Raw genomic sequence first — 18,007 nt, 5'->3', positions numbered from 1 at the left:
CGCCGCTGCCCCCCGAGGCGCGGCGCATCTGGGTCCTCAGCGGCCGCGTGCTCAACGTGCGCCCGCCCAAGTTCGTGGTGGCGCGCAAGGTGCTCAAGGACGTCATCAGCGTGACCAACGTCGCGCGCCTCGGCGTGGCCGCCTTCGGTCCGAACCGCGGCTGGTACGACCCGCCCGTGCTGATTGAGCCCCTGCGGCCCTCGTGTGACCTGGCCTTCCCCGCCATCAACGAGACGGCGCTCGACAAGCGGCGGTTGATGAACGCCGTCAACAAGGTGGATTTCCGCAACAACGAGCGCTCCATCGGCGAGGCCCTCTTCGGCCTGGGCGGCTACTTCTCCTCGCAGAGGGTGGATAGCCGCTGGGAGCGGTGGTTCAAGCAGCCCATCAACCCGCCCTTTGGCTGGCCCGGTGGTTGGTCCGGCGGTACCGACAAGAACCCGCACACGGGCGAGGACGGCGCGCCCTGGGGCTACGAGGACGTCGAGTGGCTCAAGTGGTCCCAGCCCTGGGAGGCCGGAGGCAATGAGCGCTCCGTGTGCTTCGGCTGCCAGGTCAACTCCGTCATCGTGCTCACCGACGGCGCGCCGATGTACGACAACTCGGTGCCCATCACGAAGATGATGGAGGCGCTCATCGCCAAGGGTGCCAAGCACCCGGACGGCACGCCGCTCACCTTCGACCCGACCAACCCCAGGACCAACACGAACTCGGGTGGTGTGAACTACTGCGACCAGTTCGACAAGGCGCCGGGCGTCAAGTCCACCAAGGCGGACTGCGACTACACCGACTACAACTGGCCGGCGGGTTTCGCGGTGGGCAACAAGAACTTCATGGACGACGTGGCCTTCTTCATGGCCAACGCGGACCTGCGCGACGACATGCCGGGCAACCAGACGATGCGCACGTACACCATCGGCTACGGCGACAACAGCGCCATGCTCCAGAGCATCGCGCTGGCCGGCAAGGGCGCCTTCTACCGGGCCAACAACGCCACCGAGCTGCGTGACGCCATCAACGCCGCCCTCGGTGACCTGAAGCAGGTCTCCACCTCGTTCTCGTCCGCCAACATCACGGGCGTGCAGGCCGGTGGCGTGCAGTCGTCCGTCTACATTCCGCGCTTCGTGCCGCGCAAGTCCCGTCCGTACGAGGGGCACCTCTTCCGCTACTTCTACTTCAACGAGTTCTCCCAGGGCTGCGACGCGGCCAAGGCGAAGAGCACGGCGGGGGACAAGTTCGACCTCAACGGCGACAAGGACTGCAACGACGCCTTCTTCATGGACAAGCCGGCGAGCTTCACCCTCGCGCCGGGTGCGGTGCCGACGGTCGATCAGTTCACCATCAACAACATCGTCCAGGAGAACGCGGAGGGCAACTGGGTCAAGGTGAAGACGGCCACCCGCGCCTCCGACGGTACGCTCGAGGGCGGAGACCCCGCGGTGCCCTTCTGGAACGTGGGCGACACCATCGGTGCGCGCAAGGCGATGGCGCCGTGCAACCGTGACAACCCGCTGGATCCCGAGGGCGGTCGCTGCATCTTCACGATGATCGACCGCGACAAGGACGGCAAGTTCACCGATACGGACAACCCGCCCATCGAGTTCACCACGGCCAACCTCGCCGACCTCAGGCAGTACCTGCTCGCGGCCGGTGACAAGGTCTGCCAGACCACGCTGTTCCCCCGGCAGAAGAAGGTGTGGACGGGGACCGCGGCGCAGCAGGAGGAGTGCGCCCGGGACATCATCCGCTTCATCCGCGGCGAGGACGTGCTCGATTTCGACGGTGACTCCATCTACAACGAGGAGCGCCCGTGCGCGGACAACAAGAAGCCGACGGACACCAAGTCCTGCAAGCTCGCGGACATCTTCCACTCCACGCCCGTGACGGTGGATCCGCCCGCGGATCCCTTCCTGTGCTCCATGGGCCTGAGCAACCAGTGCCTGCCCGTCATCTACAAGGACTTCTCCCCCACGGTGTCGTCGCTGCCGCTGTGCTCCGTGGGCGGCCCGCCCTGCTACAAGCCCACGCCGATGAGCCCGGAGCGCACCAAGACGACGTACGGTGCCTATGACTCGTTCAAGACCACGTACGCCGGCCGCGAGCGCATCGCCCTGGTGGGCTCCAACGGTGGCATGCTCCACGCCATCCACGTGGGCTCGGCGGCCGCCAGGACGAAGACGACCTTCCTGGACGACAACTACGACCTGGGCACCGGCCAGGAGATGTGGGCCTTCATCCCGCCGGATCTGCTGCCCAAGCTGAGCCAGATCGTCACCGGCCACCAGTACTTCGTGGACGGTACGCCCATGGTGCGTGACATCTGGGCGGACGGGGCCCTGACGGGCGTGCGCAACGGCGTCAAGGAGGCGGATGAGTTCCGCACCCTGGCCGTCATCACCGAGCGTGGCGGCGGTCAGCGCTACATCGCGGTGGACGTCACCAACCCGCGCGAGATGCTCAAGGCGGATGGCAAGGCGTTCCGCTGGATGTTCCCCAACGCGTGCGATCCGGAGTCGGCCACCGTGGGCCAGTCCTGGGCCAACTACACGCCCAAGCCGCCGCCCATCGGGCCGGTGCGCCTCAAGCCGCTCGTCGCCACTCCCACCAGCACCTCGCGTGGCTGGGAGGAGCGGTGGATCGTCATGCTCAACGGCGGCTTCAGCCCGGACCTCGCGCGTGGCCGCGGCCTGTACATGCTGGACGTCTGGTCCGGCAAGAAGCTGTGGTCCGCGGAGGCCCACCCCGGCCCCGTGGCGGGTGACTCCTACAAGGCGCTGATGAACCAGCTCATGCCCATCGTCGCCTCGCCGTCGCTGGTGGACCTGGGCAAGGCGGAGAGCGTGCAGCGCGACCTGGATGGCTTCTTCGACACCCTCGTCGTGGGTGACATGGGTGGCCAGGCGTGGACGTTCCGCTTCTTCGAGCCGGGTGAGCGCGATGTCTCCACGGAGCAGGTGAAGAACTGGTTCGGCGCGCGCTCGCTGGAGATGGCGCGGGATGACTCCTCCGTGGGCGGGCCCAAGAACCTGTACCTGAAGGCGCCCTTCACCAACATCGCCTCCAACATCATCCAGCCGGAGACGGGTTGGATGCGCAGCTACATGGGCACCGGCGATCGCGGCCACCTGCGCACCACGCCGGGCACCGACTGCGGCCCGGATGACCTGCTGGCGTGCGTGCGGCTCAAGTGTGACGTGAGGGCGGTCTTCGCCTCCGACGTCAACGGCCAGGAGCGCAGCCACACCATCGAGTACCAGGCGGGCGTGCTGAAGACCAACAGCGAGACGCTGACCGGCGGCGTGGACGCGGCGGTGTGCAAGTCCTCGAAGATGGAGCTGACCAGTCTCTCCATCTCCTGCCCCGACGCGGCGATCGGCACTGGCACCTACACGCTCTCGGGCGCCAGCAAGTCCAACTGCGAGTCGTCGGGTGGCATGTGGTCGTGCTCGCAGAGCACGCTCGCGGGCCTGCGCAGCTCCCTCATGCTGAGCGCCGCGGAGAAGACCGAAGTGCCGAGCCACCGCTACTTCGGCTTCCACTCGTACGGCGGCCCGCTGCGCACGTTCAAGGACGAGGCCGGTGCGGTGAATTTCGACAAGCTGCGCGTGACGGACACGCCGAACTTCGACTGCGGCAAGGACAGCAAGGGCGTGGCCATCCCGTGCTCGCTGGTGGACGTCACCATCCCGGATAGCGCCTACGCCACGTTCACCACGCCGCAGGGCAAGGTGGTGAAGTACGTGCCCATCACCAAGCTCCCCACCCTCGCCAAGAACACGGTGGTGGGTCCGGGCTGGTTCCTGCGCTACGCCGGGCTGCAGGAGCGCACGGCGGCCGCCTCGGCCATCATCTCGGGCGTGGTGGCCTGGCCCACCTTCGCTCCGGCCGCGGGCGGTGGCGTCACGGCCTGCTCGCTGGTGGGCTCGGGCGACACCTCCAGCATCTGGCAGGCGGACGTCATCACGGGTCTGCCCAACCAGGCCGAGGGCTTCCGGCTCTACAACGACAAGGGGGAGCTCGTCGGGTACATGCCCTTCATGACCAACGATTCGTCCGCTCCTCCGGGAGACCTCGGGACGACGGTGCTGGTGTCGCCGACGGGAGCCAAGAAGTACGGGTTCGCCATTCCTCCTCCGCCGAAGGGCTCGCCGGAGCCGGTGACGGCCGAGACGGCGCTCAACACGACGCCCGAGGTGTACTGGCTGGAGGTGCCGCGCAACCTGCACAAGTGCCGTCACGAGAACGCCGCGGACTGCAAGTAGGCCCGGCGTAGCGCGGTGAGCCGGGCCTCTCCTCGAGGCCCGGTGCCCATCCCCTCTCCCTCGATTCGGGAGAGGGGATTTTCTTTTGCGGGAAGTACGGCGCGAGGCCCGGAGGGGCCCCGTGGGACTCACGGCCCGACGATGGCGAGCGCGCCCCGGTCGAAGTCGATGAGCTGGCGGGCCACCGCGCGCACATCCTCGGCCGTCACCGCCGCGACGCGCTCCGCGTAGTGGAGGAAGTTCTCCAGGCCCATGCCGTAGCACGCGTCCAGCGCGAGCAGCGCGGCGCGCGCGCTGTTGCGCTGCAGGCCAATCTCATGGGTGCCGATGAGGTGCTGCTTGGCGCGGGACAGCTCCGCCTCGGGGATGGGCTCGTCGCGCACGCGGGAGAGCTCCGCGCGGATGCCCTCGAGCGCGGCCTCCACCTTCTCGGGGCTGGTGCCCATGTAGACGGCGAAGTAGCCCGGATCCACGCCCTCGATGGAGAAGCTGCTGACGCTGTAGGCCATGGAGCGCTTGTCGCGCAGCTCCACGAAGAGGCGACCGCCCTGACCGCTCAGCACCGTGGAGAGCACCTCCAGCGCGTGCCGCCGGGGGTCGTCGATCCGCACGCCCCGGAAGCCCAGGACGAGGTGCGTCTGCGCGCGCGCCAGCACCCGCTTGTCCGTGCGCTGCGTCTCGGGAGGCGGCTCGGGCCGCACCTCGGGCGGAGGCACCGCGCGGCCCCGGGAGGTGCCGAAGGCCTCGTGCGCGAGTGCGAGCACCTCGTCCACCCTCACGTCTCCCACCACGCACAGGGTGAGCTGCGAGGGGTCCATGTGCGCGGCGTGGTAGGCGCGCAGCGCGTCCGGCCCCAGGCGCTCCACCGAGGCCTGCTCGCCGAGGGTGGACAGCCGGTAGGGGTGCGTGCGGAAGAGCGTGCGGCCGAAGAGGTCGAACGCCAGGCCGCTGGGCTTGTCCTCGCGGGTGAGGATGTCCTGCAGCAGCAGGGCGCGCTCGCGGGCCACCTCGGCCTCGGGGAAGCTGGGGTGCAGGAGGCAGTCGGCGAAGAGGCGGAAGGCGTCCTGGAAGTGGCGGGAGAGGAACTCGCCGCGCAGGCCCACCGAGTTGCGTCCGCCCTGGCCCGCGAGCGAGCCGGCGAAGCCGTCGATGAGGTGGGAGATCTCCTCCGCGTCGTGCGAGGGCGTGCCGCGGGTGAGGCAGCGGCTGAGCAGCGTGGTGAGGCCGTTGGTCTCCGCCGTCTCGTAGCGCAGGCCCCCGTTGAAGGCGGCGCGCACGGCGAAGAGGGGCACGGCCCGCTCCTCGCGCACGAGGATGCGCGCGCCCGAGGGCAGCCGCTCCTCCACCACCTTGCCGGGAGAGGCTGGCGCGCCGCGGCCTGGCTTCAGCGCGGGCTCGGCGGAGGCGGCCTTGGGCGCGCGGCGCTCGGGCGCGGCGGTGGGGGCCTCGCGCGACACCCGGTCGAGGATCTCCTCGGCCTGCTCGCCGCTGAAGGTGGAGCCCTGGGGCAGCAGCCCGGAGAGGATGGCCTCGTCGAAGCGCAGGTAGCGCTCGGCCACCTCGCGGATGCGCTCGGGGGTGAGGCGGGCAATGCCCTCGTAGTAGCGGGCCTCGGCCTCCAGGTCCCCCATGGAGGACTGGTAGTGGCCCAGCTTGCGCGCCATGCCCTGCACCGTCTCGCGCTGGTAGACGGCCTCGGCCTCGATGAGGGACTTCACCGTGTCCAGCTCGTCCGTGGGCACCAGGCCCGTGCGCAGCGCCGTCAGCACCCGCACCGTCTCCTCGAGCGCCTGCGGCAGCTTCTCGTGCGGCAGGGTGAGGGCGGTGGTGAAGAGGCCCGGATCCCTCGGGGTATAGGCGTAGGTGTGGATGTCGTTGACGAGGCTGCGCTTGCGCTTCACCTCCAGCACCAGCCGCGAGGCATCTCCCTGGCCGGCGAGCATGGCGAGCGCGTCCAGCGCGGGCACGTCCGGGTGCTCCGCCTGGGGGATGAGGAAGGCGAGGTTGAAGTAGGCCTCCTTCACCTCGTCCGGGCGCAGGTGCACGCGGCGGCGGGAGACGGCGGGCTCGCGCGGGCGGGCCACCACGCCCTCGAAGGGCCGGCCCCAGTCTCCGCCGAAGATGTCCTCCACCCAGCGGCGCAGGTCCCCCTCGGAGAAGTCGCCCGTGGCCACCAGCACCAGGTTCTTCGGCGTGTAGTGGCGCCGGTAGAACTCGAGCACCTTGTCGCGGGTAAAGCTGCGCACGCTCTCCGCGGTGCCGATGACGGGCAGGCGGTAGGGGTGCACCTGGTAGGAGGTGGCGAAGAGGTCGCGCGAGGAGCGCCGGGCCGGCGTGTCCTGGCTGCGTTTGATCTCCTCGCACACCACCTCGATCTCCCGCGCCAGCTCCTCGGCGTCGAAGGAGGAGGAGCGGATGGCGTCGCCGAGGATGTCCAACCCCATGCGGGCGAACTGGCTGGCGATGACGATGTGGTAGACCGTCTGGTCGAAGGACGTCCAGGCGTTGATCTCCCCGCCGTGGGCCTCCACGTCCCGGGCGATCTCCCCGGGGCCGCGGCGGGCCGTGCCCTTGAAGAGCATGTGCTCGTGCAGGTGCGCGAGGCCCGCCTGATCCGGCCGCTCGTCGGCGCTGCCGGCCTTGACCCACACCTGGAAGGCGGCCACCCGGGCGGCGTGCTGCTCCTCGAAGACGACGGTGAGTCCGTTGGAAAGTGTGTAGCGCTGAGCCATGGAACGTCCGAACCTGACACCGGCAGTAGGGGTAGGCAAGGCGAGCCGGCGACCGTTTCGACCAGTCCCTAACGCCCGGAAGCTTCGGCCGCGACCCTGTTGTGCGCCCGGAGACCAGCCAGGAGGGCGTAGCGCCTCGAGGGTCGTCAACGTCTCTGGAGAAGAGGGCGACCTGGCGTTAACCTGGGCTCACATGGGGTCGTCGTCAGAGGAGTTGGATCCACTCGCGGAGCTGCGCGGGAACCTGGAGGCGGAGATGGCTCCCGTGGAGCCCGCCGCCCCCGTACGCGCGCGGGCCCCGGTCCCGGCCCCTCCACCGCTGCCGCCACGGCGGACGACGGTGGCCCCGAGCGCGGGGAAGGCGACAGCCGGTGCGCAGGCCGCCTTCAGGCCCGCCATGTCCATGCCCTCCGTGCAGGCCCTGCCCCGGGAGGCCGAGCCCGCGGTGGCTCCAGCCCGACCGGTGGGCGCGGCGGACCCCTTCGGCGAGCCTGCCGAGCAGCGCCCGCCCCTGGGCGGTGCGCCGGAGGAGAAGCTCGACTTCTTCCGGGGGGTGCTCAAGCAGAAGACGGAGACGCTGGCCCGCGCGCGGGCGCTGTATGCCGAGCGTGAGGCCGAGCTCCAGGCGCTGCGCGTCTCCGAGGCCACGCTGCGCAAGCAGGTGCTGGAGGCGCAGGAGCAGCTCGGCGGGGTGAAGGACCTGTCGGCGAAGCTGGAGCAGTCCTCCGCGGCGCTGTCGCGCGAGGCGGCGCGCACCGTGGCGGCCGAGGCGAAGGTCGCGGAGCTGCGGGGCGAGCTGCACGCGGCGGAGGAGGAGCGCAAGGACCTGGCGCGCGCGCTGGCCGAGGTGGAGGCGGAGCTGTCGAGCCTCACCGGAGAGATGAAGCACGAGCGCGCCTCGCGAGGCTCGCTCGCCGAGGAGCTGGTGGGGGCCAAGGAGGCCCTGTCGCTGGCGCAGGACCGGGTGGCGGAGCTGGCGTCGGAACGCGCCGAGATGCAGGGCGCGCTGGAGGCCGTGCGCGAGCAGTACCAGTCCACCCTGGGCGAGCTGGAGCGCGCTGGCGAGGAGCTGCGGGCGGCCCAGGAGGAGCGGGAGCTCGTCGTCGCGGAGCGCGAGGAGCTGGCGGCGCGGGTGGCGCAGCTCGAGGCGACGCTCTCGGAGTCCGAGTGGTCGAAGAGCTCGCTGGAGGAGGTGCAGGGGCGCACCCGCGAGCTGGAGGCCGAGCGCGACGCGGCCCAACGCGAGGCCATGGAGCTCTCCGCCCGGCTGGAGGCGCTGGAGGCGGAGCTCGCGTCGGTGCGCGAGTCGCTGGCGGCGAGCGAGGCCGAGGCGGTGCAGCTGCGCGACCGGATGGAGACGGACGCGGCCGCGCTGGGCGAGGCGGCGGAGCAGGCCGAGGCGCGGGAGGCGGAGCTGCGGGCCGAGCTTCAGACGGTGGAGTCGGACCGCAAGGACCTGGCGCGCGCGCTGGCCGACGTGGAGTTGGAGCTGGGGCGCGTGCGGGCCCAGGTGACGCAACAGGAGGAGTCGGAGGAGGAGCTCGAGATCGAGGAGCTGGACGCCGAGCGTCGGGCCCAGGAGGCCGAGGAGCAGGTGGAGCGGCTCAAGCAGCGGGTGACGATGCTCGAGGGCGCGCTGGGGGCCACGCGGGGCAAGAGCCTGGAGGTGGAGGCCGAGTCACGCCAGGCGGTGGTGGAGGCGCGGCTGGCCGAGGTGGAGGCGGAGCTGGAGGAGGAGCGGGCGCGCCGGGCCGCGTTGGAGGCCGCGGGGCCCGTGGCGGGGGAGGGCGGGGCGTCCGACGAGGTGGTGGCCGAGCGCGACCAGCTCCGGGAGGACGTGGCGGCGATGAAGCGCAAGCTGATGGCGGCGGAGACGGCGCTGGAGACGGCCGCCAGCTACAAGCTGAAGCTCGCCCGGCTGGAGGCGCAGCTCGCGCAGCTCAGGGCGGCGAAGTAGCGCGTGATGGACTTCGCGGGCCCCATCGATCCACTCACGGGGACTCCGGCGGCGCGCTTCGGGCTCTACGTCCACTTCCCGTACTGCCTGTCGAAGTGCCCCTACTGTGACTTCGCGGTGGCGGTGGTGCGCCAGGTGCCGGAGGAGCGCTACGCGCGCGCGGTGCTGGCGGAGCTGGACGCACGGCTGGCGGCGGAGCCCTCGCTGCGCGGTCGCCGGCTGGAGTCCCTCTTCCTCGGCGGTGGTACGCCCTCCCTCTGGCACCCGCGCTGGGTGGCGCACGTGCTGGAGGGCGTGGCGGCGCGGCTTCAGGTGGCCCCGGGCGCGGAGATCTCCCTGGAGGCCAACCCGAGCGTCGCCGACGCCGAGCGCTTCGCGGGCTACCGGGCCGCGGGCGTCAACCGGCTCTCGCTGGGCGTGCAGTCCTTCCGGGACGAGACGCTGAAGGCCCTCGGGCGCGAGCACACGGGCCAGGAGGCGGTGGCGGCGTACGAGATGGCGCGGCGGGCGGGCTTCGACGTGGTGTCCATGGACTTCATCTATGGAGTGCATGGGCAGACGCGGGCGCAGGCGGAGGCCGACGCGCGCCAGGCCGCGGCGATGGAGCCCGAGCACCTGTCCACCTACGCGCTGACGGTGGATCGCGAGTCACTGGCGGTGGCCACGCCCCTGTCGAGGCAGCTCGACAAGGGCGAGCTGGCGCTGCCGCCGGACGAGGACGTGGTGGAGATGACGAAGGCCATCCACGACGCCTACGCCGCGCACGGACTGCGGCGCTATGAGATCTCCAACCACGCGAAGCCCGGGTACGGCTCGCGGCACAACGCGCTCTATTGGACGGGGGGCGAGTACCTCGCGCTCGGCGTGGGCGCCACGGGGATGCTGCTCACGTCCGGGCCGGGCGAGCGGCCCTCGGGCTACCGCTACGTGGATCTGCGCGGCTCGGACGCGTACATGCGGGCGGCGGAGGAAGGGAAGCTCCCGGAGTCCAGCCGCGAGGCGTTGAGCCCCCAGGAGCTCTTCGAGGAGCGGATGGCCATGGGCCTGCGGCTGCGCTCCGGGGTGGACTGGGAAGCGGTGTGTACGCTCTACGGTCAAGATCCGGAGCCGCGCCGGGTGGAGGTGGCGCGGCTGGTCCAGCACGGGCTGGCGAGGCTCGACGGCCGCAGGCTCGTGCTCACGGAGGCTGGCGCGGACGTGCACAGCGCCATCAGCGCGCGGCTCCTGTAGGGACGCGGCTACCTCCCGCCCGCGACCTTCGGTGCCTTCATGGGCGGATGCCGTCGGCACGCCTTGGGACGAGGCCCCGCCTTCATCCGGGTGACCACCAGCCCCGCGTACACCTCCGAGTGGTCGGCGAGGTACTTCGTCAGCTCCACCTCCACGACCTGGCCGGCGAAGTGGTCGCCGACGATCCACCGGCCCCCGCCGCTGTAGACGCCGGTGTGCCAGACCCAGACGGGCCGCTCCTTCAACAGGCCGATGCGCGGCTCGGCCGGGTTCGGGTCGTATCCGACCAGCAGCAGCACGTCGCCGGGCTCGAGTCGCGAGACGTCCAGCTCCGAGGAGGCGATGGGGGCCAGGCCCTCCACGGGAAGCCCGAGCTCTCCGGCCGGCACCGACTGCGTCGGGAACACCGAGAAGGACTTCCAGCCGCACCGGCCGGTGTGCTCGGCCGCGTAGAAGAGCACGCCCTGGCAGTCGATGCCCTCACCCGGCCGGCGCATCCGGCCTCCGAACTCGTAGGGCACGCCGAGCAGCTCACGCGCCGCCGTGACGAACCTCTCGTTCGTGCGCTCCGGTGTCTGGGCGAAGACGTCACCGCCCAGGCCGAGCCACAGCATGGCGGTTCCAACCGTCGCATACCAACGCATGTCTCCTCCTGAGGGTTCCCGTGCTCGGGGGACTTGGATGCTTCGCGCTACCCTCGAGGTTCCACTCCTGACGGCGCTCCAGCCAGGGGGAGTGACGGCTTTCACACCCGGGCGGTGAAGCGGCTTACGGAACCTGTTCTGCGCGTGAGGCAGCTTGCTGCATGCCTGCTCACAGAAGCCTCGAGGTCCTGGCCAATGGACACACCGCTGACTTATTTGCTCTTCTGCGGGGATGTTTCCCAGCGTTCACCGCTGCTTGTTCCCATGCACCTCCCACTCCTGACCGCGATTGCGTCCACCAGGGGCTGGCAGCTCCGATGGGCCTGGTGCGTTCTGGCGGCATGGCTCGTCGCGACCGTGCTGGGCGCCCCTGGCAACGCCCATGCCGAGATGAAGCAGCGCTACCAGGGCGAGCTGAATGGTGACTTCGCGCTCATCGGCAACACGCTCGCGCAAGACTGCCGCTCCACGACGCCCCGGCCGCTGGTGGGCAAGATGCCGTCGATCAATACGTGGGAGCTAGGAGAGCCCTCGTGTTACCAGAAAGACACCTCTCCGGATTTCTTCTGGACCCTGGATGATTGGACGCGCGAGGACACCGGGGCTACGACCATCCCCTACCTTCCGCCCTACTCTCCCGCGGATTCTCTGCAGGCGCGCAGCCGGGCCATCCTCACGCTGCCCTCTGACGCCAAGGTGACGTACGCGCGCCTCTATTGGGCGGCCACTCGCTTCAATACTGTCGCGGGTGACCAGGTCGCGGCGCCGGACCTTACCGCCACGCTGTCGCGGCCGGGAGTGGCCGGCTTCGAGAATCCCCTCACCGCCGACGACCATGCCTTTGAGTATGTGCCGGGCAACGAGTACCAGTACCAGTCCACGGCGGACATCACGAGCATCGTGAAGGCGTACGGCGCGGGTGCCTACCAGGTCAGTGACGTGCAGGCCATTCCCGTCGACGCCACGGCCGGCGAGTACCTCTTCGACGCTTGGTGGATGGTGGTTTTCTACGAGCGGCCGGGTCAGCCCAGGCGCTACATGGCGCTGTTCGATGGCCTGGAGGAGGTGGCTTCCGGTGGTTCCACCGGGGTGACCGTCAGCGGCTTCTACGTGCCGTTCCTACCCGTCGAGGCGAAGCTGGGGGTGGTCGCCTTCGAGGGAGATCCCGATGAACCGGATGTGCTCATCGTCAATGACAGGGTCATCGGCAACGACCTGAACCCGGCGAACAACTTCTTCAACAGTACGCGTTCCTGGACCACCAGGAGCAGCGAAGGGGTGCGGACCGACACGCCGCTCGCGGGAGTCGATCCGGGCACCGATGGAGTGCTCGATTCGCTCCCGTTCAGCGACATGGGTGATCGTCCCCAGCTCACCGGCACGGCCGGAAGCATCTCGGGCATGGACCTGGACGTGGTGGACGTCACGGTGGCCCCGGGCGACAGGTCGGTCAAGGTGGACGTCCGCTCCGCCGCCGACAAGTTCTGGCTGGGCGGCTTCATCACCTCCATCACCACCCAGGCCCCTGACTTCACCAACACCATCAAGGCGGTGCGCAATCTCACGAGCACCGACGGCATGGTGCGCGTCGGCGACGTCATCGAGTACACCATCACCACCCAGAACACGGGTGATGACCACTCGCGCGCCACCGTCCTCACGGACGCGCTGCCCGCCCAGCTCGACTACGTCCCCGGCTCGCTCCAGCTCCTCACGGTGGCGGCCAGCGACACCCTCTCCCCCGGGTCCCTGACGGACGTGAAGGGCGATGACGTCGGCCACTACGACGCCGCCACGCGCACCCTCACCGTCTACCTGGGCACCGGCGCCACGCCCACCAACGGTGGCAGCCTGAGGGGCAACGTGGGCGGGAGCACGGGCGAGAGCACCAGCATCTCCTTCCAGATGAGGGTCACGTCCACCACCGTGGACAAGATAGACAATCAGGCCATCATCCGGGCCGGCGGCATGCTGGGCATCGATTCGGTGGAGACGAAGTCCCGGCCCAGTGTCTGCGATGCGGTGGGCCCGACGTCCATTCCGGTCCCGAACAGGCCCTCTTTCCGTCTGGACTTCACCAACACCATCAAGGCGGTGCGCAATCTCACGAGCACCGACGGCACGGTGCGCCCCGGCGACGTCATCGAGTACACCATCACCACCCAGAACACGGGCAATGACCACTCGCGCGACACCGTCCTCACGGACCCACTGCCCACTCAGCTCGACTACGTCCCCGGCTCGCTCCGGCTGCTCACGGTGGCGGCCAGCGACACCCGCTCCCCCGGGTCCCTGACGGACGCGAAGGGCGATGACGTCGGTCACTACGACGCCGCCACGCGCACCCTCACCGTCTACCTGGGCACCGGCGCCATGGCCACCAGCGGTGGCAGCCTGAAGGGCAACGTGGGCGAGAGCACCAGCATCTCCTTCCAGATGAGGGTCAAGCCCACCACCGTGGGCAAGGTAAACAATCAGGCCACCGTCAGGGCCGGCGGCATGCTGGAGTCGGAGAGCCTCGTCGAAGCGAAGTCCCGGCCCGTCGGCGTCTGTGGCGCGGTGGGCCCGACGTCCATCACTGTCTCCTCGGAGCCGTCAGGCCCGTCGAGCCCGTCCGTGCCTCTTCTCGATACACCTCCGCATGACGCCTATGTCGGTACCAAGGTGCCTGTCTATGCGGGGACGGCCGACAAGGACAACACGGTCTACGTGAGCTTGAATGGGGAACAGCTGTGCGCCGTGAGCAGCGATGCCTCGTCGGGTTCCTGGTCCTGTGAATCCCCCCATGCACTGGAGGAGGGGGGGCCCTACACCGTCAGCGTGTATTCAAAGGATTCGAGAGGCAGTTCCAGTCAGCCAACCCAACACCGCTTCTACGTCGATACCGTTGCACCGGCTCCCCTCGTCTCCACCCCCACTCCGGAGGCCTGGGTGACTTCCTCGACGCCCACCCTCACGGGCCTCGTCGAGCGGTACAGCACGCTGACACTGGCCGTGGATGGGAAGGCGTATGCCCCCATCCTCGTCACCGCCGAGGGGACCTGGAGCTTCACCCCGCCCGAGTCCCTGCCCGAGGGTCCTCACTCCTTGAGCGTGACGGCCACGGATCGCGCCGGCAATACGGGTTCCACGTCCCTCTCGTGGTCTCAAGACACGCTGCTCCCGGAGTCTCCACTCATCCAGGAGCCGAAGCAGGGCACGCGGCTCTTCACGCGCACGCCCACCTTTTCCGGAAACGCCGAGCCCGGCAGCACCGTGATGGTCCTCCTCAATGGAGCCCAGCTCGGTACCGTCCAGGCGGGGGCGGATGGCGCCTGGTCCCTGAAGTCTTCTTTTCTCCTCGGAGCGGGCGAACATCGTGCCTCGGCCTGGACGAAGGACGCGGCTGGTAACGTCAGTGCCGTTTCGCCCGAGGTGCCTTTCTCCACCTCCGTGCGCAGCCTCTACGGCTCGAACTGCGCGGCCGTTCCCACGGCCCCGGAGGTCTGGCCCTGGGCCTTGCTGCTGCTCGGGTTGTCGCGGCGGCGCCGGATCTCGGAATAGAAGAGAATGGGCTGGTTCATGAGTCCGCGCGCCTCGCTGGTGTTGATGCTTCTCCTCTCTTCTCTGGCCCAAGCGGAGCCGGAGGGCCTCCAGCTTTATGAAGGGGGGGACTACGAGGCGGCGATCCAGGCTTTCACGCGGGTTCTCACCGCCCCTGACAGCACGCAGAAGGAGAGGGACCTGGCGCGCCTCTATCTGGCCGCCTCGCTGCATGCGGTCGGGCAAGTGGAACAGACGCAGCAGCATCTCGAAGTGCTCGCGCGCGAGTACCCAGAGCTCCGGATGGATCCGGTCCGTTTCCTGCCCGAGCTGGTTGAGCTGGCTGAATCCATTCGCGCGCGGGTCGAGCGCGAGCGGATGGCTCGCGAGCAGGCCCTGCGCCAGCCTCCGCCGCAACAGGCGCCCGCGGCTTCACCCGCGCCGGTGGTGCGTGCGGTCCACTTGCGCCCGGAGGCCTTCGGCCTCGTCGAGGCGTTGGGCCTCCTCGGCTCGCAACAACCCACGTGGCAGCTGGGGGGAGGCCTCGCCTACGGCCAGGGGAACCTGGAGGGCAGCGCGCGTGTGTTGCTGGGTGGTTCGCCGATCTTCCATGTCCAGGGCGGAGTGCTGCTGGGACACGCCGCCTTCCAGCCCTACCTGGGCCTCCGGGCCGTCCTCGTTCCAGGCGAGAAAAGCTACGGAGGCGGTGCGGTGGTGGGGGGGCGTTTCGCGCTGCCCGCCGGGTTCGTGGCGCTGGTGGATGTGGGCGCCGAATACCTCCCCAACGATGACGACTTCGTCCGTCCCTTCGCGCTGACAGTCCAGGCGGGTCTCGGCTTCGACATCCGTCTCCGGTAATGCCGCGGCCTCAGGGTCTGCCGCGCGGGGCAGGGGCTGCCTGCGGAGGGCTCGGAGCCGGGGGCGTCACCAACTCCTCACGTCCCTCCTTGTAGAGGGCGGTGACCTTGCCGCCGCGAAGCTCCAGCGCGGCGAGGTGTCGGCCGTAGCCGGTGCTCAGGCCGGTGTCGATGAACACCGCCTTCCCGTCGAACCGTGTGCGGATCTTCCCATCCCGGTCGGTGGTGTGACCCATCACCATCCGCTTCGCGCCGAATCGCCGCAGCACCTCCTCGAGGGACTGCCTCGCGCCCTCCTCGGCTCCCTGCGCGTAGCCACGGAACCACAACGGCCCCTGCGCGTCCCGGGCGCCGCCAGGAGGGTTGCCAGGGAAGAGGTCCTGCCGCACCCAGCGGTTGAGCTCGGCCAGCGTCTTTGCTGGCACCCTCGGCGCGACTCCGCCGTGCACGAAGAGCGTGTCGTCGATGCGCACCACCGCGGCGTGCCGACGCAGCCACTGCCCGTAGCGCCCCTTGGGCCCGTACGCCTCGCGGTGTCCGTTGCTTCCTCGCGGCGAGCCCGACGCGTCCGGCTCGGGGCTCTGGTCCGCGAACGAGGCCAGCTCGCCCGGGGAGACGTAGCGCAGGTCCCCGAGCATGTTCATCACCTCGTGGTTGCCCAGCAGCGCGTGGACCCGGCCGCCCGCCGCGAGCGCCTCGCCCTCCAGCCGCATCAACAACTCGAAGGCCTCGCGGGTGCGCTCTCCCCGGTCCGGGATGTCTCCCGTCTGCACCAGGTGCGCCTTGCCGCCGCTCCACTTGCCCTTCTCGTCGATGAGGCCCGCCAGCCGCAGCACGTCCTTCAGCGCGTCCACGTCCCCGTGCACGTCACCCACCGCCACCACGCGCTCCACTCCGGAGAAGGTGTCGGGGATGACATCCTCCAGGCGGGGCGGGGCCAACGTGGTCGGAGGAGGAGGCGCCGCCGCCAGCAGCAGCGGGACGAGCAGGGGAACCAGGAGGGCGCGAGGGGAAGGAGCGGTCACGCTCCCTTCCTACCCCAAACGGAAACGGCGCGAGCAGGTCGGTTGCCTGCTCGCGCCGTCTGTCTTCCGGACTGCCGGGGAGTCTCCCTTACGGGGTCTTCTCGGCCTCCTCGCCGGCCATCTTCAGGATGTTGAACTCCACACGGCGGTTGTTCTCACGGCCGGCCGCCGTCTTGTTGGTGTCCACGGGCTTCGTCTCCCCGTAGCCCACCGCCTCGAGCCTGTCCCCAGCGACGCCCTCGTTGATGAGGAAGGCGCGCACCTTGCTCGCGCGCCGCTGCGACAGGTTCAGGTTGCTGGCGTCCTTGCCCTGGTCGTCCGTGTGGCCCTCCACGCGCAGCAGCTCGAGCTGGGGGTTGGCCTTCAGGATCGCGGCGACCTGCTTGAGCAGGTCGAAGGACTTGGGAAGGATGACGTCCTTCGCCGTGGCGAAGTACACCTTGTCCAGGATGACGATGCGCTTGGCCTCCAGGCGCACCTTGGACTTGCCCTCGTCGGGGCAGCCATCCGTGTCCTTCACGCCGTTGATGACCTCGGGCTGGGTCGGGCACTGGTCCTCCCAGTCCGGCACGCCGTCCTTGTCGTTGTCCGGATCCGCGCAGCCGTCCTCGTCCTGGAAGCCGTCCTTGTCCTCGGGCTGGGCCGGGCACTTGTCCTGGTCATCCATGAGGCCGTCCTTGTCCGTGTCCACGGCCGGCTTCGCGTCCGGGCAGCCGTCGGCGTCCTCGAAGCCGTTCACCGTCTCGGCCTGGAGGGCGCACCTGTCCTGCCCGTCGGCGATGCCGTCCCCGTCGTTGTCGGGGTCCGGGCAGCCGTCCTCGTCCTGGAAGCCGTCCTTGTCCTCGGCCTCGGCGGGGCACTGGTCCTGGCTCGCCACGCTGACGCCATCCACGCTGATGCCATCCCCGTCCGTGTCGACGGGAGCGGGAGGAGGCGTGACGGCCGCGACGCGCTCACCGGGCTGCGTCCAGTCGAGCCCGGCGAAGACGCGGAAGCCCGGGGTGCCGTAGCCGCGGGACAGGCCCGGGCCACCGCCCACGTGGGCCGCCAGGCCCTTGGAGAGGCGGTACTGCACCGCCGCGAGCACCTCCAGCGGGCGCCCCTCCACGTCCTGGTCGTTGAGCCCGAAGGCGCCCGCGACGTTGGCCTGCACCGCGAGCTTCTCGCTCAGGGGCACCTGGGCACCCACCGCGTACATCAGCTCGGTGCCCGTCTTCAGGTTGCGCACCTGCTGCTCGCCCTGGAGGTTGGCGCCGAGGTTGGCCACCAGCCGCAGGCCGTTGCCGTTGCCCCACTCGCCCACCAGCTGGGGCCGAGCGCTGACACTCGCGCCGCCCCGGAAGCCCTGGCCGCCCGCGGTGGGCAGCAGGACGGGGACGGACAGGCCGAGGTCGAACCCCCCCGCGTTGAGCAGGTGGGCCTTGGGCACCAGCCGCAGGTCCCCCACGCCCGCGCCGCTCACGCCGTCCGCGAAGGCCGGCCTGACGGAGGCGCCGCTCTCGGAGGCGTGGTACGTGACGGGCAGCGCCACGCCCAGCTCGAACCGGTCCCACAGCGAGAGGGAGCCCATCAGGTCCAACGTCACCTGGTGGGCGACGAGCCCGTAGACGAAGTCGTCCTGGCGCGGGTCGAGGAAGCTCAGGGGGTTGCTCGCGTAGTTGACCGAGGCCCCCAGGTGCCAGCCGAGGTGCCCGCCCACCCGGGCGCCATTCACGCCGAGGATGTCGGTGGCACCCGGGCCGGGCTTGTAGCGCTGCACGTCGATGGACTGGGACAGC

At 69.9% G+C, this 18,007-nt stretch carries 9 protein-coding genes; 5 read left to right on the top strand and 4 right to left on the bottom strand.

Annotated features, from left to right (window positions below; all coding sequences use genetic code 11):
* Nucleotides 1–4,262, top strand: a 4,262-nt coding sequence (locus VF697_RS22110) for a hypothetical protein (protein WP_331098087.1), incomplete at its 5' end; no start/stop codon positions are given.
* A gap of 128 nt (nucleotides 4,263–4,390) precedes the next feature.
* On the opposite strand, the gene VF697_RS22105 is transcribed toward VF697_RS22110, so the two are convergent.
* A complete protein-coding gene (locus VF697_RS22105) occupies nucleotides 4,391–6,994 on the bottom strand; it encodes a pitrilysin family protein (RefSeq protein WP_331098085.1) in 2,604 nt (867 codons plus the stop codon).
* 193 nt (nucleotides 6,995–7,187) lie between these two features.
* Between VF697_RS22105 and VF697_RS22100 the strand changes: the two genes are divergently transcribed.
* Together VF697_RS22100 and hemW are read left to right on the top strand one after the other, a co-directional pair.
* Nucleotides 7,188–8,951, top strand: a complete 1,764-nt coding sequence (locus tag VF697_RS22100; RefSeq protein ID WP_331098083.1) for a hypothetical protein — start codon at nucleotides 7,188–7,190, stop codon at nucleotides 8,949–8,951.
* 6 nt (nucleotides 8,952–8,957) lie between these two features.
* Nucleotides 8,958–10,181, top strand: coding sequence for a radical SAM family heme chaperone HemW (gene hemW, locus VF697_RS22095; RefSeq protein WP_331098081.1), 1,224 nt, complete (start codon nucleotides 8,958–8,960; stop codon nucleotides 10,179–10,181).
* 8 nt (nucleotides 10,182–10,189) lie between these two features.
* On the opposite strand, the gene VF697_RS22090 is transcribed toward hemW, so the two are convergent.
* Nucleotides 10,190–10,825 carry a hypothetical protein gene (locus tag VF697_RS22090; protein ID WP_331098080.1) on the bottom strand — a complete coding sequence of 212 codons (636 nt, stop codon included), beginning with the start codon at nucleotides 10,823–10,825 and terminating at the stop codon, nucleotides 10,190–10,192.
* 357 nt (nucleotides 10,826–11,182) lie between these two features.
* Here VF697_RS22090 and VF697_RS22085 point away from each other — a divergent pair, with 357 nt between their 5' ends.
* Both VF697_RS22085 and VF697_RS22080 read left to right on the top strand, forming a co-directional pair.
* Nucleotides 11,183–14,368, top strand: a complete 3,186-nt coding sequence (locus VF697_RS22085; protein ID WP_331098078.1) for an Ig-like domain-containing protein — start codon at nucleotides 11,183–11,185, stop codon at nucleotides 14,366–14,368.
* A 6-nt stretch (nucleotides 14,369–14,374) separates the two neighbouring features.
* The gene (locus tag VF697_RS22080; protein WP_331098076.1) at nucleotides 14,375–15,205 is read left to right on the top strand and encodes a tetratricopeptide repeat protein; all 831 of its coding nucleotides are present in this window, start codon (nucleotides 14,375–14,377) and stop codon (nucleotides 15,203–15,205) included.
* 10 nt (nucleotides 15,206–15,215) lie between these two features.
* On the opposite strand, the gene VF697_RS22075 is transcribed toward VF697_RS22080, so the two are convergent.
* Nucleotides 15,216–16,229: a metallophosphoesterase gene (locus VF697_RS22075; protein ID WP_331098075.1), complete on the bottom strand. Its 1,014-nt coding sequence runs from the start codon at nucleotides 16,227–16,229 to the stop codon at nucleotides 15,216–15,218.
* A gap of 88 nt (nucleotides 16,230–16,317) precedes the next feature.
* On the bottom strand, nucleotides 16,318–18,007 hold a 1,690-nt coding region (locus VF697_RS22070), incomplete at its 5' end, for an OmpA family protein (RefSeq protein ID WP_331098073.1).

It is taken from the genome of Archangium sp. (assembly GCF_036388035.1).
Lineage (GTDB): Bacteria > Myxococcota > Myxococcia > Myxococcales > Myxococcaceae > Archangium.
Note: the sequence above shows the minus strand (reverse complement) of the source record. Positions and strands in the feature narration are given on the sequence as shown.

What these genes read in the sequence shown, in the direction of transcription:
- VF697_RS22105 (WP_331098085.1), bottom strand. Translation starts at nt 6,994, where the DNA reads ATGGCTCAGCGCTACACACTTTCCAACGGACTCACCGTCGTCTTCGAG.
- VF697_RS22100 (WP_331098083.1), top strand. Translation starts at nt 7,188, where the DNA reads ATGGGGTCGTCGTCAGAGGAGTTGGATCCACTCGCGGAGCTGCGCGGG.
- hemW (WP_331098081.1), top strand. Translation starts at nt 8,958, where the DNA reads ATGGACTTCGCGGGCCCCATCGATCCACTCACGGGGACTCCGGCGGCG.
- VF697_RS22090 (WP_331098080.1), bottom strand. Translation starts at nt 10,825, where the DNA reads ATGCGTTGGTATGCGACGGTTGGAACCGCCATGCTGTGGCTCGGCCTG.
- VF697_RS22080 (WP_331098076.1), top strand. Translation starts at nt 14,375, where the DNA reads ATGGGCTGGTTCATGAGTCCGCGCGCCTCGCTGGTGTTGATGCTTCTC.